The sequence below is a fragment of the Flagellimonas olearia genome, assembly GCF_009184425.1.
In the GTDB taxonomy this organism is placed as follows: Bacteria; Bacteroidota; Bacteroidia; order Flavobacteriales; family Flavobacteriaceae; genus Flagellimonas; species Flagellimonas olearia.
Map to the genome: position 1 here is coordinate 98247 of NZ_WELG01000002.1, position 24828 is coordinate 123074.

The 24828-nt window shown below is 44.0% G+C and carries 21 protein-coding genes; 3 read left to right on the plus strand and 18 right to left on the minus strand.

Annotated elements, in window-relative coordinates:
• Window position 1 precedes the first annotated feature (1 nt).
• From F8C76_RS09810 to F8C76_RS09850, 9 genes are all read right to left on the minus strand, one after another.
• Window positions 2–1150 (minus strand): T9SS type B sorting domain-containing protein, encoded by a 1149-nt coding sequence (locus F8C76_RS09810; protein ID WP_152131581.1) that lies wholly within the window; start codon window positions 1148–1150, stop codon window positions 2–4.
• Between the two features lie 3 nt (window positions 1151–1153).
• Window positions 1154–2104 (minus strand): hypothetical protein, encoded by a 951-nt coding sequence (locus F8C76_RS09815; protein ID WP_152131582.1) that lies wholly within the window; start codon window positions 2102–2104, stop codon window positions 1154–1156.
• Between the two features lie 64 nt (window positions 2105–2168).
• A complete protein-coding gene (locus F8C76_RS09820) occupies window positions 2169–2870 on the minus strand; it encodes a hypothetical protein (RefSeq protein ID WP_152131583.1) in 702 nt (233 codons plus the stop codon).
• Between the two features lie 40 nt (window positions 2871–2910).
• Window positions 2911–3792: a phage tail-like protein gene (locus F8C76_RS09825; protein ID WP_152131584.1), complete on the minus strand. Its 882-nt coding sequence runs from the start codon at window positions 3790–3792 to the stop codon at window positions 2911–2913.
• Window positions 3793–4263: 471 nt separating this feature from the next.
• Complete coding sequence (locus tag F8C76_RS09830) at window positions 4264–5691, minus strand: amidohydrolase family protein (protein WP_152131585.1); 1428 nt, start codon at window positions 5689–5691, stop codon at window positions 4264–4266.
• A gap of 92 nt (window positions 5692–5783) precedes the next feature.
• Window positions 5784–6353 (minus strand): Crp/Fnr family transcriptional regulator, encoded by a 570-nt coding sequence (locus tag F8C76_RS09835; RefSeq protein WP_152131586.1) that lies wholly within the window; start codon window positions 6351–6353, stop codon window positions 5784–5786.
• A 24-nt stretch (window positions 6354–6377) separates the two neighbouring features.
• Window positions 6378–6737: a potassium channel family protein gene (locus F8C76_RS09840; RefSeq protein WP_211372147.1), complete on the minus strand. Its 360-nt coding sequence runs from the start codon at window positions 6735–6737 to the stop codon at window positions 6378–6380.
• 172 nt (window positions 6738–6909) lie between these two features.
• Entirely contained in the window at window positions 6910–7755 is an 846-nt protein-coding gene (locus F8C76_RS09845) for a leucine-rich repeat domain-containing protein (RefSeq protein WP_249042394.1), read from the minus strand.
• A 177-nt stretch (window positions 7756–7932) separates the two neighbouring features.
• Window positions 7933–9846 (minus strand): ABC-F family ATP-binding cassette domain-containing protein, encoded by a 1914-nt coding sequence (locus F8C76_RS09850; protein ID WP_152131588.1) that lies wholly within the window; start codon window positions 9844–9846, stop codon window positions 7933–7935.
• A 66-nt stretch (window positions 9847–9912) separates the two neighbouring features.
• Here F8C76_RS09850 and F8C76_RS09855 point away from each other — a divergent pair, with 66 nt between their 5' ends.
• Window positions 9913–10317, plus strand: coding sequence for a DUF983 domain-containing protein (locus F8C76_RS09855; RefSeq protein WP_129653454.1), 405 nt, complete (start codon window positions 9913–9915; stop codon window positions 10315–10317).
• On the opposite strand, the gene F8C76_RS09860 is transcribed toward F8C76_RS09855, so the two are convergent.
• Entirely contained in the window at window positions 10314–11369 is a 1056-nt protein-coding gene (locus tag F8C76_RS09860) for an NAD(P)/FAD-dependent oxidoreductase (RefSeq protein WP_152131589.1), read from the minus strand. The two genes, F8C76_RS09855 and F8C76_RS09860, sit on opposite strands and share 4 nt — an antisense overlap.
• Window positions 11370–11528: 159 nt before the next feature.
• Between F8C76_RS09860 and F8C76_RS09865 the strand changes: the two genes are divergently transcribed.
• The gene (locus F8C76_RS09865; protein WP_152131590.1) at window positions 11529–13295 is read left to right on the plus strand and encodes an IPT/TIG domain-containing protein; all 1767 of its coding nucleotides are present in this window, start codon (window positions 11529–11531) and stop codon (window positions 13293–13295) included.
• A 117-nt stretch (window positions 13296–13412) separates the two neighbouring features.
• Window positions 13413–13754, plus strand: a complete 342-nt coding sequence (locus F8C76_RS09870) for a GIY-YIG nuclease family protein (RefSeq protein WP_313847398.1) — start codon at window positions 13413–13415, stop codon at window positions 13752–13754.
• 366 nt (window positions 13755–14120) lie between these two features.
• Here F8C76_RS09870 and porN read toward each other — a convergent pair whose 3' ends face one another.
• The 8 genes from porN to F8C76_RS09910 all read right to left on the minus strand — a co-directional run bounded on the left by porN (window position 14121) and on the right by F8C76_RS09910 (window position 24742).
• Complete coding sequence (gene porN / locus F8C76_RS09875) at window positions 14121–15023, minus strand: type IX secretion system ring subunit PorN/GldN (protein WP_152131591.1); 903 nt, start codon at window positions 15021–15023, stop codon at window positions 14121–14123.
• A gap of 18 nt (window positions 15024–15041) precedes the next feature.
• Window positions 15042–16613, minus strand: coding sequence for a type IX secretion system motor protein PorM/GldM (porM, locus tag F8C76_RS09880; protein ID WP_152131592.1), 1572 nt, complete (start codon window positions 16611–16613; stop codon window positions 15042–15044).
• A 66-nt stretch (window positions 16614–16679) separates the two neighbouring features.
• Window positions 16680–17336 (minus strand): type IX secretion system motor protein PorL/GldL, encoded by a 657-nt coding sequence (porL, locus tag F8C76_RS09885; protein ID WP_129653462.1) that lies wholly within the window; start codon window positions 17334–17336, stop codon window positions 16680–16682.
• 81 nt (window positions 17337–17417) lie between these two features.
• Entirely contained in the window at window positions 17418–18797 is a 1380-nt protein-coding gene (porK, locus tag F8C76_RS09890) for a T9SS ring complex lipoprotein PorK/GldK (protein ID WP_152131593.1), read from the minus strand.
• 120 nt (window positions 18798–18917) lie between these two features.
• Entirely contained in the window at window positions 18918–20075 is a 1158-nt protein-coding gene (locus F8C76_RS09895; RefSeq protein WP_152131594.1) for a formimidoylglutamase, read from the minus strand.
• A gap of 1 nt (window position 20076) precedes the next feature.
• On the minus strand, window positions 20077–22560 hold the full coding sequence (topA, locus tag F8C76_RS09900; protein ID WP_152131595.1) for a type I DNA topoisomerase: 2484 nt from the start codon (window positions 22558–22560) through the stop codon (window positions 20077–20079).
• A 120-nt stretch (window positions 22561–22680) separates the two neighbouring features.
• A complete protein-coding gene (locus tag F8C76_RS09905) occupies window positions 22681–23946 on the minus strand; it encodes an LVIVD repeat-containing protein (RefSeq protein ID WP_152131596.1) in 1266 nt (421 codons plus the stop codon).
• Window positions 23947–24007: 61 nt separating this feature from the next.
• Window positions 24008–24742 (minus strand): hypothetical protein, encoded by a 735-nt coding sequence (locus F8C76_RS09910; RefSeq protein ID WP_152131597.1) that lies wholly within the window; start codon window positions 24740–24742, stop codon window positions 24008–24010.
• Window positions 24743–24828: the final 86 nt, after the last annotated feature.

Here is a 24828-nt window from a genome sequence, read left to right on the forward strand (position 1 = left end):
ATCAGTCGCGGGCCAGATACAAGAATCCTTGAAACTCAAGATCGAGGTCATCCATGGTAAGAAGATAAAAATAGACCCCCGATGGCAATCCACGGTTCCTATCGATGACCCATTTACCGTCTGTGGCATAGCCATTGAATCCATTGGTGTAATTGGTCTGTTCAAAAACCAATAGGCCATTACGATCATAAATGCGCATGTGGTTGTTCGGGGATTGTTCCAACTCATCTATTTGTAAAGAGTCATTGATGCCATCGCCGTTGGGAGTAATCAAATAATTGGGTAAATCCACAATGAAGTTTGGGGTTTCCACGGTACCGAAAGTCAGGATTTCATAAACATTGGGGTCAAAGGTGTTCGAAACCACCATCCCTTGGGAAAAATCACCCACCGCCATACCACCTAGGCTTTCCCATTGGTGGTCCAACCCGTTCCAACCCACAACGGCAATTTCTTCGATGTTATTGGTCAAAAGCGATATTCCACTGCGTTCGTTCCACGAAATTTGTACCGTGGAAGGTATAGATCCCTCCAAATGCCAAAATTCTTGGGTACTGACATTTCCCAACCCCATCGCCCTGGCGTTTGTATTGAAGGTTTCCGAAAAAATGGTCGGATTGTTCGGGTCTTCATAAAAGTAGGCACAAAGGGCGGTAGGATTCACGGCTTCCGAGTTCAAAATCAAAGGGCTTAGCTGTTCGGTATCCCCTACAGGAAAAGTAAAGTTCTGTTTTCCTTGTACCGAAACATAACCATCAACCTTGCTCATATCCGTTGCCCCGGTATGGAAAGCATCGGGTCCAAAATCCAAGGTCACAAAGGAATCTGTTCTGGGAGTCAGGATGTTCCCTTCCATAAAATTGACATTGTTCTTTACTCCAATGTCAATATCCAAGGACAGTCCATTGGACACCAAAATTTCCATATCATTGAACAGTGGTGCAAAACTTCCCGAAACTGAGATAGGAGCATCATTATAAAATCCCACCAACCCCTCGTTATCATCAAAAATGCCATCATTGATCAAATTCCCATGAAAGCCAAGCCCACCACCCGTATAGATTTTTAACATCCCCCAATTGCGCATCCCATCTTGTGCCTCAAGGCATAGACTTGAAAGAAAAAATAATATGATGCAATAGGTTTTCACGGATCAGCGTAATTTATTGATCACAAAACTCGATGTACCACTGCCTTCAAAACGTACCGTACCGGAATTGGCCTCTCTGTAGGTGACGATGGTAACCACATCATTGGCACTCAGCTCCAATATTTCGCTCACATGGATACTGGAATGGTTATGCCCCTGTAGCAAGCTAAACGATATATAGCCCGATGCTCCCAAGGCACCTACAGCAGTCCCATTCACCGCAATGCGGGCATTGACATTGGTACCGAACTCTGTATCGGTCAAAATACTGTCATCGATGCCCACAAGGGCCAAGTTGGCCCGAATATCATATCTCCCTGACTCTTTTACAATCAAGGTGTTTCCACTGACTTCGTAAAGGTTGGTACCATCGTCCACATAGTCATTGGACCCAAAAATAGGTGCAACGGTATTGTTTACGTTGAGGTTGGTGGAGGTATTGGTATTGGTCCAACGCCCTCCAAAATTGACTTTGGAAGTATGGATTACCCCATTGGCATCCGTTTTTACCACTTGGTCTGTGGTTTCGGCATTATCCATTGTCCGCACCCGGGCATAGCCATTCACATCCAAGGATTGGGAAGGCGTATTGGTGCTCACCCCCAATCTATGGTTGGTATCATCCCAAAAAAGCTGTGCATTGTTCTGCGTTGGGGTTCCATCGGTGGCCGCAAAAAAAACTGAGCCTGGGGTTCCTGTAAAGGTGATTTCTTGCCAAGAAGAGCCATTCCATATCATGGCCCGTTGATGGTTCGTGTCGGTAGTATCAAACCAAATGTCGTTCAATACAGGGGTAACCGGAGCCGTGCTTCCTGTAGTGACAGTAGTGTTTCTCACGGTGGTTTTGGTCCCCTTGTTATCAATTACCCTGACCTCTTGCGAATGGACAAAAAAGGGCACTCCAAACACCAACAGGAGTGCAATGCTTATGTTAAGACGCCGGGATTTTGTCATTTTGAAATCCTTTAGGTCCAGTAGTACAACAGCAGGAACAAGAGGAACTGCCCACTGTAACACGCTACTTTACATAGTGTACCTCAATGACATCCCCGGCATATACGGCCCAGTCATTGGGAGCCGACCCTCCGGGCACCAAGGTAACCGTGGATGCTGCCACCGTATAATCCACATTGGCCACCAACTTGGCTCCATTCCGGTACACCCAAACCTGGCTGAAAGCTGGTAAAGTTGGACTTCCGGTAAGCGCATAGGCAGTTTGATCTGCTATAGCGGTAAAGCTCTCCTGACCGCTTTGGATAAGGTTCAAATCGGATGAAAGTAATTTCTTTACCGCGCCTGTAGCTTCATCCCTTACCAAAATGGTATATCCGGTTCCGGTTCCATGGTCCGATTCCGTAGTCGCGTTCGTGGAGGGCAGTTCTGTTGAAATCAATTCAATTCCATCAAGACCGAATACATTGCCATCCACATCAATAAAAGTATCATTGGTAAGCGTGCCTCCCAGCTGCCAGGTAGTTGTGGTCACAGCATTGGTGGTGTTGGATAGCATGGTAATCCCATTGATGGATTGGAGGTACTTAATGGTTCCCCTGTTATCCACTACCCGTACGGCCCCACCTGTGGTAGTGGTGCCCGGGACAATATCGGTTGCTTTGGTAACATCGCCCGTGGTCTGCTGGGCACTGGCCGTCCCAAAGGATACTATCCCGAGGACCAATAGGGCCATTCTGGTGATTATAGAACAATTTGGAGTTTTCATAGTGATTGTGATTTACATTTGGATTCTAGGTTTTTTGTTTTTAAAAGAATTGGACTATCCGAATCTCATCGTCCTGAAAACAGATGATGCCCGGATCCAACGCAATGGTATTGCTTCCTATAGCGGTAAAGTTGATTTTGATTCCGTTGCGATACACGTCTATTTTTTTGGTGTCGGTAATGGCCAAGGGGGTAGCAAACTGGTTTTGACCATTGTTGGCCACCACCAAAGTCTCCTCACGTTGTAAAAGGAATGATTTGTCCATTTGCCTCAACACTTGGGTGGATGCATCCATGACAACCACCAAATCCGCAGGGTTGTTGGACATTTGTAATCCCTCAATAGCCAAGGTGTTGATTGAATTTGATTGTAGACTAGTGGGTCTTGTCAACGCTCCTCCCAGTTCAATGGTATTGGTAGAGGTTTCCGTTATCCCATTTAAAGCCTGTACGGCATTCCCCTGTATTATCCAGTTGGTCCCATCATACGTAAAGAGATCACCGGAGTTTTTGTCTACATAAATATCGCCCGCCAAAGGGTCGTTTACGGTTATGGTAGAAGGGGATCCATTGCCACTTTTTGGATTTCTATTGATCAACACAAAATCTGAACCGTCCCAAATGCTTACATTGTTTTGGGCCGTATCAATCCAAACATCCCCTACTTGATTGGCGATTGGGGCCATACTAGATGTTGTTACCGCCATTCCTGCACCGCAAAGGCTTTTCCATGCGGTTCCATCAAAGACAAAAATGCATTCGGCATCGGTATTATAGACCAATGCTCCATGTAGTGGTGTCATGGCACTCATTTGGGCCTGATTTACCCTTGTAAGCACCAAGGCCCTACTTGTACTTTCCAGTTCCAAAATCGATGCCCCATCCAATACTTGAAGATTCTCACCGATCTTTACTTGGGCCATACCCAAATGAATACCAAGACAGCATATTAGTGTTGTGACTATTTTACTGGTTCGCCTGCACATAAAAACGTAAGTGTCTGAATTTCTGTATTTAAGATATGAAACAGCTAGTGAGATTCCTTTTTTTTGTTGTGAAATCAACAAAAAATGTACTTAAATACTTACAATTGTATTATGTGCAATAAAAATGAGAGCTATTTGAAGTTCATAAAACCGTAATCAACTCATTAAAAGATAGTTACATTAAAAACCCTTTTGTCTATGCCGGAAACACCTTCAACCTTACACCAGAACCAAGCTAGGTATAAGTTCAAACCATCTATACCACTATAGATTGGGCATGATGGTTTTTAGTTAAATGATACAGACAGTAAAATAGGCAAAGACAACTAGCTCCACATTGGGGCAGATGATGGAATGATGCTTAGACCAACTCCACTTTATATTTAAAAAAGGAAAACTAGCATCGGACTACTGGTACATTTGGGCCAATTCCTCCAAGAGCTGGTCCAATTGAGCCTTGCTGTACACTTTTGTTTTCTTAATCAAAGTATGGATATCTTTTGTTGCCCCAATATCTTCCACAGGATTATTGTTCAAAATCAACAAATCCGCCACTTTTCCCACATCAACACTACCGTAGGCATCCAAAAGACCAAAATACTTTGGCCCATTAATTACGGAGGACTGCAATGCCTGTAGAGGAGTAAGGCCTCCATCCACAAAAATCTGAAGTTCATCGTGCAAAGCGAACCCAGGGTAAATATAGGAGTTCAGGAAACCGGCATCCGTACCAGCAATGATATCCATCCCAGATTCTTGTACCATTGGCAATAAGCTTACCATTTTTTGATATCGCTCGTGTCTGGCCTCTATCTCCATTTGGGTCGCCTGGTTGGCCCTATTTATGCGCCAGTCATAGGTTTTGATGAGCCCTGGTCCCAAATAATTCAGTTCCGGGTCCGAAAGATGATCATCCTGCTCCAGATAGGAGATGATCTTACTCCCTATAAAAGTTGGGACCACAGCAGTACCGTTCTCCCCCAACTTCCTATACTTTCCAATAGCTGCCTTCCGGTCAAAAGTTTCATCCAACTGTATTTGAGCAGTGCCCCGATCTATTTCCCCTTTTTTAAATCGCTCAATAATCTCCGTTTCTTTTGAAGACCCCGCCTTTAGCATATACCCCATATGCTCCACGGTACGTTGTCCTGCCTCCGAGGCTTCTTGGATGGTAAGTTCAAAAGGGATATGCCCTGATGTTTTGTATCCCCGTTTTGTAGCTTCCCGAATACTTTGTAAAAACAACTGCGGTTCAAGGGCATTGTCGGTAATCTTTACAAAATCCACATGGAGCTTATCCAAAGAATCCAGCGCCAGCGCCAATTCCTGTTCATTTTCAATTTCCAGATCCCCGGGCCAAATAGAATTCTTCCCTTCCAATTTTGGTCCAGCGGTAAAAATGGATGGCCCCAATAACTCTCCCGCATCAATCTGCGCTTTCCATTTTAGGACATCCGGGCTAATATCCGCAGCACAATCCCTGACCGTGGTGACACCATTGGCAATATATAGAGGCAAAAGATTCTTATTTTCCGTAATCAAGGTATCACCACCCCCAAAATGAACATGCATGTCCCAAAGACCGGGAACCACATATTTGTCTGTGGCATCCACAGTTTCAACACCAGTCCAATGTTCTGCCTCTTCCAATGCCCCGATCCGGGAAATGGTATTTTTGTTGATTCCTATGGTCTGCCCATGGAATATTTCCCCAGAATGGGTGTCCACAATATTGGCATTGGTAATCAGAATATCGAACCCAACTTTAGACTTGCTCTTACAGGCTGTAAACCCTATACTTGCCAACAGGAACAGGGCCACTATTTGTATTTTCATCTTCGCTGTTTTCATAGGTGAGCTTCCATTATGGATTGCAGGGGGCAAAGAACGACTTAAATTTAATGTAAAACATTGCCCTAGGGCAACATTTAGAGCTTGGACTTCAACCTACTAAGGGTATAGGGCGATATTCCTAAATAGGAAGCTGCCAGCTTATTGGAAACGCGGAACAAAAAGTTAGGCTGCATTTTCATAAGAAGTTTGATTCTTTCCAAAGCCGAATACCCTTGATAGCTATAGATGCGCTTTTGGTTGTTTATGAAACTTAACTCCAGAATTTCGCGATAAATCTTTTCAAAACCATTGAACTCGCCAACCAGTTTGTAAAAATCACTGCGGGATATCTGTAAGAGTTCGGTCTTCTCAATGGCCTGAAAATATTCGTAGGAAGGTTGTTGATCTATAAAGCTGGGCAAAGCGGTACAAAACGTATCCTCAAAAGCAAAAAAACGGGACAGTTCCACTCCTTCATGGGTAAGGGAATAAATCCTGACCGCCCCTTTGTTGATAAAGTAAAAATGACGGCAAGTTTCGTTAGCATCGAGCAATAGTGTATTCTTGTTGACCTTTTTAACGCTGAAATGTCCTATGATATGGCCAATCTCTGCATCGGTCAACATTGATTTATTGAGCAGGTACTCTTTTATTTGTTGAAACATGGATCAACCGTCAATTCATCGTGCTTATTCTTTACTTTCCTTTTTGATCCATCGATTCTTCTTGCCGTCTTCCAAAATCAACCGTACAATCTTTGCGGTAAACGCCACGAAAGTTCCAATGGACAGGAATGCGTATATTATTGTGAAAATCTTGCCCAAATCAGTAGTTGGCACAAAATCGCCATACCCTACCGTCGCCATAGTCATTACGGAAAAGTATAATGAATCAATAACGGACCAATGTTCGGTTTGGGAATAAAAAAGGGTAGAACCTATCAACAAAAACATCAAAAAGAAGCACAAGAATTTAAACTCATCATCATTTCGGATTCCTTTGAGGATAGCTTTGGCAAATCGAAAAATATTAAAGGCAAAAGAAAGCACAATACGTCTGTTGGTTTACGATAAACAATGGATCAAGGTGAAGTTACACAAAAGGCAGAACCTTTCCCAATATCCGTAAGGGACAAACTCTTTCCTTTCTGTTCGTAAAACGCATAAAAAAAGGGGATACACGCCTGTATCCCCAAACCAAACAAACTAAAGTAATAACTAACTACTCATTTTCGTTGTCATCCTCAAATTTTGTGTCCGCCATACGCGTACGTTCAAAATGGATGTCATTGAATCGTGGTGTCAAGGTCTTATCATCGGTATCAAAGACCAAAAACTGTTTTGTGTCCATTAATTTGAGTCCGGTATAGGAATCAAATCTGTTATTTTGTAATTGCAGCACTTGCAGGCTTGCCAATTGACCAAACTCTGTAGGAATTTCACCGCCCAACTGGTTGTTGGCCAATACCAATTCCTTTAGGTGGGTCAAGTTCCCCATTTCCGAAGGGATATTCCCTTCCAGATTGTTCTCAAAAAGGCCCAAGGCTTCCAATTGGGTCAGATTTCCAATGGATTTTGGTATGATTCCTTTCAGATTATTGCTGGAGAGATTGAGTTCTTTTAAGTTAGTGAGGTTTCCGAACGAATCCGGTATGGGGCCGCTTAGAAAGTTATTGAACATGGAGAGTACCTCCAACCGCTTCATTCCACCAATACCTTCTGGCAAAGATCCCTTGAAGCGATTCATTTCCAAACGGAGCACCTTTAGGTTTTTCAACTTTACAATATCCTTGGGAAGAACACCTGTAAGACTATTGAAAGCCAAATTCAATTGGGTAAGGTATTTGAGTTTTCCCATACTTTCGGGAAGCACTCCGTCCAAATTGTTCATGAACAAGGTTAATCCCACCACATGGTTGTCCTTTACCTCAACACCTTTCCAAGTATGGATCGGGGATTCCAAATCCCAGGAAACCTTCCATTGGTCTCCTTTGGTGTTGTTAAATAGGTCAACAAGGGCATTCCTCTCCTCTTGGGGGATTTCCTGGTTGGCGTGTGTCCTACACACGGAAACCAGTATACATAAGAAGAAAACGGCCAATCGAATCATTGATTACTTATTTTATCCTAAAGAATTTACCTACAAAGTAATCAAAAGACGAAAAAACCTACAAATATAATCGGCGAACCGACGGTAATTTGTTGTGAACGAGGCCAAATATGTGGTATGTAAATGGACTTTTAGCTAGTTCAGGGCCTCCAATTCGTGGGAAAGGTCTTCCCAGTCCCCCATCAAGGTCTCCAGTTTTTTCTTCTTGCCCTGATAGGTATCAAAAAAATTAGGGCGGGCAATGGTACTGTCATAATCCATTAAAAGGTCATGATCTATGTCGGCAATCTCCTTTTCCAATTGTGAAATCCTCTTTTCCACTCCACTCAATTTGTTCTTGAGCGATTTTTGTTTCTTTTGGAATTGGTAGTCGTTCTCCTTGGAAACCATCTCCACCTTCTGAGCCACTTTTTTCTCCCCTTTTTCAATTTTTCTGAAATCTTCTGCCTTGCGCTGTTCCAGATAAAAATCGATATCTCCCAAATACTCTTTGATGCCACCATCCTTGAACTCATAGACCTTATCCGTGAGTCCCTGGAGAAAATCCCTGTCGTGGGACACCAAGACCAAGGTTCCTTCAAAATTCTGAAGCGCACTTTTCAACACATTCTTGGATTTAATGTCCAAGTGGTTGGTAGGTTCGTCCATCACCAACACATTGAACGGCTGAAGCAACATTTTGGCCAAGGCCAATCGGTTTCGCTCTCCTCCAGAGAGTACCTTTACATATTTTTCCACCTCATCCCCACGAAATAGAAAAGAGCCCAAAATATCCCTGACCTTGCTTCTATTTTTCTCATTGGCAGCATCGATCATGGTGTCCAAGATAGTTTTATCACCATCCAGATATTCTGCTTGGTTCTGGGCAAAATACCCCAGTTGTACATTGTGTCCGGTCTTTAGGTTTCCGGTATGGTCCAACTCCCCCACCATGATTTTGGCCAAGGTGGTTTTTCCTTGTCCGTTCTGACCCACAAAAGCGGTCTTGGTACCTCGTTCCACCAAAAGATCAATATCTTTTAGAACTTCTTTTTTGCCATAGCTTTTGGAGAGATTTTCCAGTTCGGCAACTACCTTCCCAGGGTTTATGGAAACGGGAAAACGAAGGTTCATTACACTATTGTCCTCATCATCCACCTCTATACGCTCTATTTTATCCAGCTTCTTAATAAGGGACTGTGCCATGGACGCCTTGCTCGATTTGGCTCGGAACTTCTCGATCAAGCGTTCGGTCTGCTGGATCTGCTTTTCTTGGTTTTTCTGGGCGCTCAGTTGCTGTTCCTTGATCTCTTTTCGATACGCCAAAAATTTGGTGTACGGCTTGTTGTGGTCATAGATACGGCCCAATGAAATCTCGATGGTCCTATTGGTGACATTGTCCAGGAACATTTTATCATGCGAAACGATCACCACCGCACCTGCATAGGTTTTCAAGAACTGTTCCAACCAGATAATGGATTCAATATCCAAGTGGTTGGTAGGCTCATCCAACAGCAATACGTCGTTGTTCTGCAATAGGAGTTTGGCCAACTCTATACGCATACGCCATCCCCCTGAAAAGGTATCCGTGAGCTTATCAAAATCATCGCGCTTGAACCCCAACCCCAACAACACTTTCTCGGTATCGCCTTGGTAGTTGTATCCGCCCAAGATTTCATATCTGTGGGTGACTTCGCTCAAATCCACCATCAATTGGTGATAACCGTCACTTTCATAATCGGTACGCTCTGCCAATGCCGTATTGATTTCCTCCAGCTGTTGCTCCAAGGATTTGATATCCGAAAATGCCTGATAGGATTCCTCCAATACGGTTCGGCCCTGTTCAAAATCGATATCCTGTCTTAAAAAGCCAATCTTTATGTCCTTTTCCATGGCGATGGTCCCCTCATCGGGTGCCATATCCTTGGACAAAAGCTTGAGCATGGTGGACTTACCCGCTCCGTTCTTACCAATAAGACCTACGCGGTCCCCACAATTCAAACGAAACGCGATTTCTTCAAAAAGATATTCACCTCCAAAGGCTACTGAAAGATTATGGACATTTAGCATTTTATGTGACCTGAATTACAAAACAAAACTACCTGATTGCGTATTTTTGTATAAAAATCGGTGCAAATGTTAAAAAAAGGAACCAAACTGTACAGCATTTTAACAGGAAGTTGTCCTAAATGCCATGAAGAGAGCATGTACGAAAACACCAATCCGTACGCGATTTCCCAAATTTTCAACATGAACGAGCGCTGTTCGCACTGTGGCACCAAGTACAAGATAGAACCCTCGTTTTTCTATGGCGCCATGTACGTGAGCTATGCTGTGGGCATTGCCTTTGCCGTGGCTGCCTTTGTAATTGCCTTCTTGTTTTTCGGAGCTTCCTTGGTGACTACGTTTATTGCCATTGTGGGTACCATGATTGTTTTTATGCCGGTGATCATACGGCTATCGCGCAACATCTGGGTAAATTTCTTTTTTAAATACGACCCCAACGCGGCTTCGCACAAACATACCGTGGCTAAGGGTTAATCCCGATAGTATTTTTTGGTAAACCGTTGGATATCCATTTCAGGGTCAATTTGATTTTGGTGTTCTATCGCTTGGTATAATTGGGTCGAGGCATAGGGGGCAATAAGCACGCCCCTAGACCCGAAGCCGTTGAGCACATACAGGTTTTTATGTGCTGGATGCCGACCTACCAAAGGCCTGCGATCTACCACTGTTGGCCTAATGCCTGCCACGTGGTCCACCACCTCAAAATCACATCGTAAAAAAGTGGTGAGCTTGTCCAGAAGTTCTTTTTTGGATGCTTCGGTGGGTTCGTTGGTCTTATCCTTCCATTTATAGGTGGCCCCCACCCGATATAAGTCTTCTCCCAGCGGAATGGTGAATACGGAAGACTTGATCACTCGGTCTTCTTTATACGCTGGCGCTTTGATGGTCAAAAGCTCCCCTTTGGTGCCGTTCAAGGGCAAGTAGTTGAAAAAAGGATTGTCTTGAAGGCCATAACCACAGGCAAAGACCACCTGTTTGGCCTGTAGGGACTTGTACGAAACCTGTCCCTCTTCAATAGTTAGGTCAGAAAAATTAAAAGATTCCCGTTCCAGAATTCCTTTCTGATCCAGATAGGTCGAGTAGAACTCCACCAAGGTGCCCGTATCTATTCTTCCGGTGTAATTGACTTCCCCAAAACCATGGGGAGCATCCAAACAGGTGTTAGAGTTGGGTAAGATAGTGGTCGATAAAAAATGGTCCAATCCCGGTTTATCAGCAGCTTCAAACCAACTATTCTGCTCCTCAATAGAAGCAAAACGGCGCAATACCGGAACTTTATAATCCAATTGGACCCCTAATTTCCGCTCCAATCCGGCATAAAAAGGTTGGGCCAACTCCATTTGTTCCTTGGCCTTCCAAGCTAAGGTAAACCGCTTTAAAATAACTGGATTGTAAAGCCCACCCGCAACTTGGGAGGCTTGTTGCGATGTATCGGAAACTACTGTAAAGGATTTCCCTTCCTTCTCCAGAACCTCACAAAAAGAGATTCCCGCCAATCCCAGACCTACTACGATATAATCTACCATAGGGCCAAGGTATTGATCTTTGTTGATTTTTTAACCACAACCCTACGATTTGTGCCATCAACCCAAAACAGCCATTCATCAACCCAAAACACCCATCCGTTAATTGCACATCTAAAGACCCATTGATTACCAATACCTTGTTGATAAACAAATTTTATCATGAAAAAAATACACTACTTATGCTTGGGCCTCGCCCTTGTCCTTACCTCTTGTGGGAAGGACGACCCCAACCCGCCCGATGACCCAACCACCAACCCACCTACCATTGCAAGTTTTTCCCCAACGGAAGGTACTCCCGGCACCACTGTGGAGATCATAGGAACCAACTTTAGTACGGTAAAGACCGAAAATATGGTAAAGTTCAATGGGGCCAGCGCTTCCGTGGGCATTGCCACGGCCACCAAACTTACCGTGAGTGTTCCCAATGGTGCCACATCCGGAAAAATTAGTGTCTCCGTGGATGGAGAGACCGCACAAAGCTCAGGAACCTTTACCGTGACCGAGCCTTCGGCCAATACGCCCACCATTGCAAGTTTTTCCCCAACGGAAGGTACTCCCGGTACCACTGTGGAGATTACTGGGACCAACTTCAGTACCGTAAAAACTGAAAATACGGTCGAATTCAATGGAACCGAGGCCACGGTGAGCATTGCAAGTGCCACCCTACTCACTGTTGAAGTCCCCAATGGGGCCACATCCGGTAAAATTGCGGTCACCGTGGATGGACAGACTGCCCAAAGCAGCACCGACTTTACCGTATTGGACCCAACAACTGTTTCCATAAGCGGGTTTGCCCCAGACCAAGAAAATGTGGGTGCCCAAGTGGTTATAGAAGGCGAAAACTTTAGTACCATGGAGGGTGAAAATACGGTTGAGTTTAATGGCGTTGCTGCGCAAGTAACCGCTGCCACCGGCACAAACCTAACCGTAATCGTGCCCGAAGGGGCCACCACAGGTACCATTACCGTTACCGTGGGGCAACAGACCGTGGAAAGTACAACAGAATTTACCGTGGGACCTTGGAAGAAACTGGGCATCCCTTCGTGGATGAACAACAAGAAATACATTCAAGGAGGAAACATGAATGTGTTAAAGGATATTAACAACAAAGACCAAATCTATTATGGGTTTGGTAAATACACCCAGATTAATGATTATTCTACCGATTCCGATGAGGTATATGTCTATGACCTTGAGACTGAAAGCTGGTCAAATGGTGTTGATAGTCCTGGTTCCGGAAGACACAGAGCAACATCTTTTGTAATAGATAATAAGTGGTATATTATAACAGGCACCTATCTTGGCTCTAATGCCACTGATAGTTGGTACTATGATCCAGCTACATCTACTTGGGATGGGATGGCATCTACATGGGGAAGTGGATTGACTTCATTTGTGAACAATGGTGTAAGCTATGTATATGGTATACAATCCTTGGGAGATGATGGCAAACTTAAGTCATTTAACGGTAACACATGGACCGATTTAACCGGATTTAAAGAAAATAACGAAGGTAATCTTGATGCCGTGGGATTTAGTATTGGATCGCAGGGTTATATTGTCACAGGAAAAGGAACCCTGTATTCAGACAGCATGTTCAGGTACAGCATTGCCAATGATTCATGGACAGAAGTAGGAGGTATATTGCCCTTCATGTCCAGAACAGAAGCCATTGGCTTCAACGTTGGGGGTAAAGGTTATGTGGCCCTTGGCAGAGGACAGGATTCATCCTACCTCAACGATATTTGGGAATATAATGCAGGTTCCAATAGCTGGACACAAAAAACCAATTTTCCTGGAGGAGGAAGACAAGGTGCTGCCGCCGTAGTGGTAGGAGAGCATGTCTATATTTTGGGTGGATCTGGTCCAGGAGCCTATGAAGAACTAAGAACTTTCTGGCGATACACCCCTGCCCTGGACAATTAAAAGTTAACTTCTTTATAATAAAGAACGCCGCACATATGTGCGGCGTTCTTTTTGTATTGTTCTGGAAGATCGCTGTTTACCGTCCGTTCTACTAGCTCAAAAACCAAAACATACTTTATGTCCTTCCTACGAAGGCAGGAAACCACATCCCATCCAAACATGCCCCACAACATTCACCAATACTACGTTTATATTCTTACCAACCACAAAAACGGCACCCTGTATATTGGCATGACCAACAACTTACAACGGCGGATACAAGAACATAAAAGCGGAAAATTAAAAGGTTTTACACAACGATATGGTCTCCATATGCTCGTCTACTATGAATTTCATCAATACGTTTCCAATGCCATTCTTAGGGAAAAGCAACTCAAAAAATGGAAGCGTTCATGGAAAATACGACTTATTGAGGAGCAAAACCCTCATTGGGTTGATTTGGCCAAGGAGTGGTTTTAATAATGGATTCCTGCCTCCGCAGGAATGACAAAAGAAAAGATTACACAAAGGAACAAGATTTCAGGAATGACAAAAGAAAAAGATCAGGCAAAGCAAAAAACCTTCAGGAATCAGGAATGATAAAATAGAAAAGATTAGACAACGAAATAAGCTTGAAAGAAGGTCAGGGACCATTGGCTGAAAAGAGTCAAACCCTTAAAACGTAATCATGGTCAACATACCTAAACAAGCAAAAAACGCCGCACAAATGTGCGGCGTTTGGTTTCTATTGAATTGGAAAATTTTGTGGTGGGAATCCCGATTTTCATCGGGATTAATTCTGCTAACAACTTTGATACGCTTGAGGGCTTTCAAAGTTGAGCATTTTTAATACGCCCACATATCCTGTTCACGGTCGCGAATCGTTTCTTTGATTCGTTGTGCTTCCAGTAATTGGAACAGGGCATTGTCAAAAATGTAATCGTCTATCTTACGATCTCCGTGGACGTTGTCCTCCTTGTAGATCACCCCATTGAAACGTCTTGCGTTCAACAGCATGTCATACGAGATGGGTCTTGCGGAGTTCCTTTGGTTGTACACTTTGGCTTCATGCAACACTTGTCGCGCGGCAGGATACCAAACCCAGAACAGCTCTACTTTGTTCTCTCCCGGGTCTATGGACTCATCGTCTATAAAGTTTACGTCCGGAGCAACTGGGGCAATCCCCAATAGACGGTACTTTAGTTCCCCTTGGCGCTTGTCAAAGTACCAGATTCCCTTTATACGATACTCTTCAATATCGGCCGCGGTCAAATCCCTTTGGTTGATAAACTCAGGGGAAATGCGCTCACCGGCGTTCAATTGCTCGTATCCCAAATCGGTGGTATCCACTTTACTCAAGGTGGCGGATAAATCGGCCAAGCTCCTTTTTTCGGTAAAGTACGAATCTGTGTACACCTCGGTCAGTTTCCCGTTCCTGATGTTTTTCATCAACACGTGGTACAAAGACCTTCGGTCCGCCCCAATACCTATGGTATCGGTGGGATAGTACAACGGAAAGTTGACACGCTCATCCAGGTCAATGGTTTCCCAAACGGTCTTGGACCATAGGATGTCCCTATCATCCACATAACCGTACTCGAGGGGAGCGTCATTGTCCTGCTCAATCTGAGCTTCGGTCTTTTTGCCAATATCGTCTGGTAACTTGGCGTTCAAAATGTTCGCCTGTCCCATCATTGATACGGGCAATACGCCCAACAATCCGATTATAAATACATTTTTCCAATTCATGATCACTTCTATACTTTATTAGTTTGTAAGCTCAACCACAACCGGAGATACTTTCTTCAACTTGTAGCTCTTGTTGTTGGTGATATAGGCTTGGATATCGAAAATCTGAACCGCATCGCCTCGTTGTGCCCTTTGCAAGGCAGACTTGGCACGGTTGTCCAATTTGTTTCCATTTACAACCACGGTAGGCTGACCAGGCACTTTGAACTTGAACTGCCCAACGGCAAGGTTCAAATCAAAATCGAAGTCTTCCAACATGGCACCAATGGTAGAGATCTCAAGATTCTTTCTTGGCATCTTAACGCTACCAGACTCTCCACGAACCGTACCACCGGGTCTTGGAATATCCTTGATACGGAACTCAGACTTGGTAGAGATACCTTTACCATCAGGCAATGTTCCTGAAGCGGTAATGGTAACGGACCTACCTGTACCTGGGTTCATAACGTACTGGCTACCACTTCTTCTGGTCAAACCAGCAGCGGATGCAGATACCTTATTATCTGGAATACCAGGAATGGAGATGGTCATTGGGTTGGCAACACCTCGATACACCACGTTCATCTTATCTGCAGAGATAACTGCAGCATTAGGCATGGAAATGGTCGCAAAGGTATTGTTCACCTCAACGGGCACTTCTTTTCCATCCTGCATGAAGTACATGGTTCCTTTAATGGTGTGGTCACCTGGGGTACCGGCACTGATCAACATTTTAATACCTCCAGCTTCCAAAGCGTAGTCTTTACCTTCGGCCAAAGTTCTACCATCCAACGTCAACTCTGCTTTAACAGGGGTTGATGTCTTATCGGTTTTACTTACAATGATCTTACCATCATACTTTTCACCAGAGTAGTAGGCCGTTTTAGGGGCCGCCAAAGAACTGGCAAAATTGGTCAAGGATACGGCAGCGGTCAAGTTACCTTCCAAAAGGTTTTTCAATACCTCTTGCTCAGTAGTCTTGATATCGGCCTGCAATTGGGTCAACTTGGTCAAAGAGGCCACCAATGGGAACCCTTCATAGTGATAGTTGATCCAATCTTGACGTGTACCGTCCCTTTTCTCTACCTTACCATCGGCGTCACCAGTTGCAAAACGGGTCTTTACAGCTTCTTTAACAGCGGTAAACTTCCCTTCGGGCAATGTATTGACAACACCTTCACGGTAATCGTTGATCTGCTTCATGAACTCTTTTCCTTCAGGGCCTAGGTTATCTCCCTGGAAAAACTTCTGGTCCAAATAGTCAGATTTGTCCATGACCACATAGTCTTTGGGATCTTCAAGATCCTTGGTCATTTCTTGTTTCAATCCTTCCAGATAGGTATAATACTTATCGGAAAGTTCTTTGATTTGCTGAGCATTTTGGTACAATGTTCCGTACTCTGCCTCATTCTCTTCAGCTTTGGTTCCCAAGCTTGCCAAGAAATCGGAATTACTGGAGTCCATTCTAGTGTTGGAAGTTTCCAGCTTTTCGTTCATTAGTCCGAAAGCGGCAAGTACTTCCTTGCTCATATTAAGTGCCAACATCGCGATGAAGATCAAGTACATAAGGTTGATCATCTTCTGACGTGGTGTTTGTTTTCCTGATGCCATGTTTATCTAATTAGAATTATAAATTAATTTGATTTGGGGTTTGATATCATTTAATCGATATCCTAATTAGTTCTTGCTACCCATGGCGGAAAGCATACCTCCATAAACTCCATTCAAGGAGGAAAGGTTCGTGGCCAAAGACTCCATTTGGTCTTTCAAGGCTCCTGCATTCTGCACAACTTCCTCGTTGATGGAAGCTTGTCTGCTGGCGCTTTCCAACTGTACTTTGTACAAGCTGTTCAAAGACTCCATTTGGGCAGCGGCGTGGGACAATTCCTCAGAATACTTTTTAGTGTGTTGGATAGCATCTGTGGTTGGAGTGATATTCTTGGCAGCACCTTCAAAACTCTTGATGCTCTCACCCAAGTTGGAGAAAAGCTCAGAATCAATCTTGGCCTCCTTAAGAAGGTCATCCAATTTTCTGGAAAGAAGTCCTTCAGCTTCCTGGGCTTCTTTGGCGTCCTGTTTTTTGGAAGCACTCTGTTGACCACCGGCCAATTCTGGGTACACCAAGGACCAATCGTATTCGTCATCCACAGGTTCAAATGCAGAGATAGCGAAGATCAATGCTTCAGTAATAAGACCTACCGCAAGAAGAAGTCCACCTGTAAGGGGTCCAAACTCCCAGTGAAGGATCTTGAACAATGCACCAATGATTACCACCGATGCTCCAAGCCCGTAGGCCATGTTAAACAGCTTTTTTGTTGATTTTGACTGTGCCATAATTCTAGTTTTAATTAAGTTATATAAATAAGTATTTGGTTACTGGTTTATTTATATAATGTTCTCTCTAATTCTTAATTGTTATAATCCGCTTCTGCTTCCGTTGGTGGAATCCTCTTCACCCATATAGTCCTGTACGGTCCTGAAACCGATGTAACTTCTGGCGGAATCCTGATATTCATAATCCCTGGTACTCACCTGAAGGAAGTATGCCACATCCTTCCAAGATCCACCGCGGATCACTTTTCTTTGGTTTTGTCCAGAACCTACGTTGGGGTTCATGGTGGACAGGTATTCATAAGCGCCTTGATCAAAGCTGGAGCTGGTCCATTCCGATACGTTACCCGCCATATTGTACAGGTTGTACTCGTTGGGCTCAAACGATTTGGCCTCTACGGTATACAAAGCGGCATCTGCTGCATAATCTCCACGCTGTGGCTTAAAGTTAGCCATAAAACAACCGGTATCACTGATTACATAAGGACCACCCCAAGGGTAAGTACCTCCTTCAATGCCACCACGGGCAGCATATTCCCACTCGGCTTCGGTAGGCAATCTGAACTGGTTCACAAATTGTCTTCCACGAGACTTTTGATCATCGTTCTTGAATTTGGTCCTCCAGTTACAGAACGCTTTGGCCTGCATCCAGTTTACCCCAACCACAGGGTAATCACTATAGGCATCGTGCCAGAAGTAATCGTTGTGCATGGGCTCATTATAGGAATATTCAAAATCCCTGATCCACACGGTGGTATCTGGATAAATCTCCAACTCCTCATGCTGGATAAACTCTTTTCTGCTACCAGCACGGGCTCGTGCGGCAGCCTCAATATCCATCCAGCTGTACTTATATTTTAGTTTGGTAACATCAATAGATCGTAGACCGTTGTAGCTTTCCTCTTCTGAAAGATAAATGGAATCCATTACCTCGGCATAGTATTCATCTGGATACTCGGAAGTATCCCATACCAAATCCACATCTTTGTTCAAACCACGTCCCTCATATCCGGTTTCCCCCAGACCTGCGTAGTTGTCCAACATATACTTGTCATAGACCGAAAGTTCGGTAGTGTCCGTATCCTTAAAAGCATACTCTCCAATACCTTCATCTTCTGGGCTAATCCCCAACTCATCTGCCAAGATGGCCAATCTGGTCCGTACAATGGAATCCTTTACCCACTCCACAAACTGACGGTACTCACTATTGGTGATCTCCGTATCGTCCATATAAAAAGAACGTACGGTAACCGTTCTTGTGGGAGCATTCAATACTTTGGCCTGGTCTTCCTCGGCTTTACCCATAACAAAGGCACCTCGTGGAATCAGTTCCATTCCATAGGGTTTCTCGGGATGCCATTTCTTTCCAGGGGCCCCAACTAGTTCACCTTTCGACCTCGATTTAGAGCCGCAACTGCTAAGCAAAAAAACAAGTGCTATAGATGAAATGAATAGCTTTCTCATACTTTAGGTTAAATTTTCGATTCAAGATTATAAACGGTGCAACACAAATTCATTACTCTCAAAACTATTTTTTGAATAATTTATTGTGTAAGAACAATCAATGCTTAAAAATTAATTTGTTTAGTTAAGGCCCTTTCTATAGGCCTTGAACCACCTTTCTGGAATGTTCTGGTTGCAAGCATCCAAATAGTCCCCTTCGGTGCAAGGTAATAACGCCACCGAATTTGTTTTATTATGTTGGGGTAAAATTGATGGAACTTCAACCCACCAACGTTCGGTAACGTGGCTTTTGTAAAAGACCAGTTCCTCGGTATCCGTGGGCACGGTAAACTTGGTGAAGTCCTCACTTTTGGATGTGGGTTTTTCTTGAATCCTAAAACTCAACCCCTCTATAAAGTACCATACGATCTGGGCAATCATTTGAAAGGCCTGGTACGAGTTTTCCCCTTCGTAGATACCGAACAGGGATACACGATCACTGATACCGGCATAACGGGCAATGGCACAGATTTCCCTTCCTGTAAAACCATTGGGGGAAAAGTTTTTGTGCGAACCCATCTCGGCCGCCCTAATGGCGCGCAGGTCCAAACTTACAATGTCACTGCTTCGTAGAACAGGTTCGGCCAATTCAATGTTGGAGGCTATTTCCCCCAACCGATAGGCATCAAAGAACAAGCGCTCCATAAGATCAATTTCCTCTTGCGCATTGAAATAGCTTTGGTATCCTATGTTGGAAAAATTGAAAAGATTATTGGGCTTGTCCGTGATGATACGGCTCATATAGGAATGGGAGGAAATCAATTCCTCATCCTCCCCAAAATCAAAACGGCTATCTATGGAGACCAGGTTCACCATATCCCTGATCTTGTCAAAAGCCCTGTATGTGGGCAGGGTAATATCTTGGGTATATCCTATTATAATAGGTATGATGTTTTCTTCCAGCAGTCCGGCCGCGATTTCTTTGACCACAAAATAGGTGTCCTCAACGGTCTCACCCTCCTCCACATCCCCAATATCGATGATGGTGGAGTTCCAATTGCCCATCATAAGTCGGTACAATTGAATCCGGATTTCTTCCAAATCCAATTTTTCCGTTTTCTTCTCAAAGGCATTTCTGGATTCCTTTACTCCGAATATGGCCACATCGGCGTGGGCAAAGACGGGAAGCCCGTCCTTTTCGGTATGCATATGGATATTCTTTCCCAGTGCCTGTGGTGGCAACAATTCGGAAAATGCCAATACCTTGTCCTTGACGGGGACCAAAAAATCGAATGCCATATTATTTTTTCGCTTTTGCTTTGGCTTTTTTCTTAGGTGATTTCTTTTCCAAAAGGGCTTGTGCCTCTTCCAAGGAAATTTTTGTGGCATCCACATCCTTGGCGAGTTCCACTTTGATTCTTCCCTTTATGATATTATGCCTTCCCCATCGGGCTTTTTCTATGCGTATTTTTTCCTCTGGCCATTCTTGTACCAGCTTTTCGGCCTCCTTTTTCTTTTTATCCTCGATGAGTTGTTCAATATCGGATTGGGAAAGATTGTCAAAATCGTATTTTTTGTTCACATTGATGAACATCCCATCCCATTTGATGAAAGGTCCAAACCTTCCCGTACCTTTAGTCACCTCTTTACCTTCATAGTTGGCAATCGGGGCATCGGCTTTTTCCTTTTCCTTGATCAATTCTATGGCGCGGTCCAAATCCACATCAAAAGCACTTTCGCCTTGGGCAAGGGAAATGAATTTTTTTCCAAAACGTACATAAGGTCCATATCTACCTACATTGGCTTCAATTTCCTCTCCTTTATATTCCCCTAATTTTCGCGGTAATTCAAAAAGCTCCATGGCTTCCTCAAAAGTAATGGTGCCTATGGACTGTTCGGGCAAAAGGCTCGCGAACAAAGGTTTCTCTTCTTCATCCACGGTTCCAATTTGGACCATGGGACCAAAACGTCCCAATCTGGCTGCTACTTGCCGTCCTGTTTTTGGGTCGGTACCCAAAACACGTTCCCCACTGGCACGTTCCGCATTTTCCTCAACCTCAAGTACATTGGGATGAAAATCCTTGTAGAAGGTTTTCATCATTTCTTGCCAATCCTCTTCCCCTGCGGCGATCTCATCAAAATCTTCCTCTACTTGGGCGGTAAAATTATAGTCGAGAATCTTGGTAAAATGGTCCACCAAGAAATCATTAACGATCATTCCGATATCCGTTGGCACCAATTTTCCCTTATCGGAGCCCACCATTTCAGAAAGTCCTTTTTCGGAAATATTCCCTTCCTCAAGGACCAACTGTACATATTTGCGTTCTGAACCTTCCACGGTTCCTTTTTCCACATAACCCCTATTCTGTATGGTGGAAATGGTAGGGGCATAGGTTGATGGTCTTCCTATACCCAATTCTTCGAGTTTCTTCACCAATGAGGCTTCCGTATAGCGATAAGGCGCCCTTGTAAAACGCTCTGTGGCCGATATAAAAACATTCTGAAGGGCCTCACCGACCTGCATGGCCGGAAGCATGCCTTCCTGTTCCTCGGTCAAATCCTCTTCATCGGTACTTTCCAAGTATACTTTTAGGAATCCATCAAATTTGACCACTTCTCCATTGGCCGTGAATTCTTCGCTATGCGAATTGGCCTTGATCTTTACATTGGTACGCTCCAATTGGGCATCGCTCATTTGGGAGGCCAAGGTACGTTTCCAAATAAGTTCGTAGAGTTTGGCCTGATCCCTTTCCAGGGAGGGCGACTGTAATTTCATATCCGTGGGGCGAACGGCTTCGTGCGCTTCCTGTGCCCCTTTGGATTTCCCGGTAAAGTTCCGTACTTGACTGTAGTTCTCCCCATAGTTCTGAACGATGGCCTCCTTGGCGGCACTCAATGCTTCGTTGGATAGGTTCACACTGTCCGTTCTCATATAAGTAATAAGTCCGGCCTCATATAGTCGTTGGGCCACTTGCATGGTCCTACTCACCGAAAAGTAGAGTTTTCTGGATGCTTCCTGCTGAAGTGTGGAAGTGGTGAACGGGGGTGCCGGGGATTTTTTCGCCGGTTTTTTATCCAGATTCGCCACCGAAAAATCGGCTCCTATGTTTTGCTCCAGAAAAGTGGCCGCAGCCTCTTTGGTAGGAAAGGTTTTGTTGAGTTTGGAAGAAAATACACTCCCATTTGCAGTCTTAAAATCGGCCCTGATCCTGAACGATGCCTCGGGGGTGAACCCTTCAATTTCACGTTCCCGCTCCACAATCAAACGAACGGCTACGGATTGCACCCGTCCTGCAGAAAGTCCCGGTTTGATTTTTTTCCAAAGTACCGGGGAAAGCTCATAACCCACCAAACGGTCCAAGACCCTACGGGCCTGTTGCGCATTCACCAAGTTATAGTTGATGTCCCGGGGATTTTCAATGGCTTTTTGGATGGCCGATTTGGTAATGGAATTGAAAACAATGCGCTTAGTCTTGTCCTTGTCCAATTTCAGCTCTTCTGCCAAGTGCCAAGAAATGGCCTCTCCCTCTCGGTCCTCATCACTGGCCAACCAGATGGTTTCCGCCTTTTTAGCCAAGTCCCTCAGCTTTTTTACCAAGGCCCTCTTCTCCTTGTCTACGGTATATTTTGGCTTAAAATCGTTTTCTACGTCTACACCAAGTTCCTTGGAGGGCAAATCCGCGATATGCCCAAAACTGGATTCAACTTGAAACTCTTTTCCTAAAAAACGTTCTATGGTCTTAGCCTTTGCGGGGGACTCAACAATCACTAAATTCTTTGGCATGCACTGGGTTTTGTGGTAACAAAAGTATATCAAAATTTCGATTTTGAATTTTTTCCAAACTTTTGGGCAAAAAAATATCCCGTGGAAAACGGGATATTCAAGTGTAACATGATGTGTTTTTTAGTTAAGCCCTATCTGGCTGATGAGCTTTATTCCATCCTCCAAATACTCATATTGATACAGCACCTCATCGCCCACCATAATCAAATGATCTTCCAAGGGAATAACATCAAACGTAACAATATCTTCAAAATGATTTAACTCCTGAAGGTCATTGATATCGGTCTTGTCATATATCTTAAGACCAGCATCCCCATCACAGATAAAAAGTTTTTCATCCTTGATTCCCAACCCATAAGGTCCCTCCATGGAATAGATAATGGCCAACTCGGGGTTTTCAATATTGGAAATATCCACTATGTACAACCCACTTTCCGTAGCTCCACACCAATTGCCGCCCCGCAAAGTAACATAGGCGTAGTCCCCATCCACCACTACTGGGTCGCAAGCGGTACCATGCTCAAATTCAGAAACAAAAGTAGGTTCCGCAGGATTGGTAATGTCATAAATGTACATCCCTCTCATACTGCCCAAAAACAGATGGTTGTCCTTGTTGAAAATGGTCTCGATATCGAATCCAGCATAGACATCTTCCTTCTCTTCCGGATTGTCCAAATCGGAAATATTAAAAATATTGATGTTATGGCTGTCCACCGCATAGAGGTAATCGTCCACAATCTTAAACCGGGCCAAAGAACCGCCTTGCCCAGTTCCTCCCCCTGCATCAGTGGCCATGTTGGCATCTTCAGCGAAGGCAATCATATAATTTCCGAAACGGGTCTGGTATTCCTTTTCGGTAAGGCGCTCTGAAACCACTTCCCAGCCAACAAGAATTCCATCCCCAATATTGTTAAACTCATCATATTCCACTACATCCGCTTCAAATGGAAAGAAACCCTGATTGTTGTTCAATACATTTTTCAATCGGGCCACCTGATTGATAGTATTGATGTCCGAGATATCAAGAACCACCAAATCCATAAGACTGTCCGCATACAGATAATCGTCCTTGATGGAGATATCCACATTTCCAATAATTCTGATGAAACCAATTTTTACGGGTTGCTGTGGATTGGCATTGTTGATCACATGAATGCCCTGATACTTGTCATTGACAAAAATGTAGTCTTTATAGGTATATATCTTTCCAGATTCTTCAATGGGGCGTGGTGCTATCACATCCACACTTTCAGAGAATTCGGCCTGGCTCATCACAATGGGTTTGGCCACCAAGTACTCGGTATACTCGCCTTTAGGTTCATCGTCGTCACAGGAAACAAAAAGCAATAGGGTCAAGGAAAATAGGAATAGAATTTTCTTTTTCATTGGGTGTTGTTTTTTATTACCCTAGATGAAACCCTAAAAAGAAAGTTGCGCAAATTTTACCTTAAACTTCCATATCATCTTGAAAACCAACGGTATTCTTATAGATAAAATAGACAGGTATCTTACTCAACATGGCCGTGAAAAATACTCCCACGAAGCACAGTATCACTCCCAACTGGGCTACCAAACTTGTTACCAAGAGCAAGGCAATGATGATTCCCCAGTTTTTATTTCCCAAGGCAAATCCTGCCTTTGCCATCTCCATTCCCGTTAAATCTTCACCAAAAGCCAAAAAAGCGGGGAAGAGCGACATGGGAACAATCAAATAAATGATTCCCAATCCGCAGGTGAGCATCGCCAAAAAAACCAATCCCAGCATGATAAGGGATAGCATCAGTGCTTTCCCCAAATACGGTTTCTTCAAATAGAAAAAGTAAGCATCCTTTTCTACTTCCCCAAGATCGTTCTGCTTGCATATCCGCAGAAAGGCCGCATTCAAGCAAAGACCTATGGTCATTACCGCAAGGAAGAAAAAGGGCATCAACAAAAACATAAAAATCAAGGCTCCTGGAGGCGCCTGTCCATTTTCAAAGGATGCGGGATCGGTTATGCCATAAGCAATCAAGGGACTGTACAGGACAATATAAAAGGGTAGGATGGAAACAAAAGTCAGGAGCAAGGTAATAAATCCTTGAAGCCATACCTTTTTAAAGAGTTCAATGGTTGCATTGAATATGCTTCCAAAATCCAAGGAATTGCTTTGTTCGATGCGTTGGGATAAATCAGTAAAGTTCATAATACAAATGATTTGGGCAAACCCTACATCAACATTAACCAAAAAAACCTAATGGATCATTAAAAAACACTGCCAAATTGTCACTA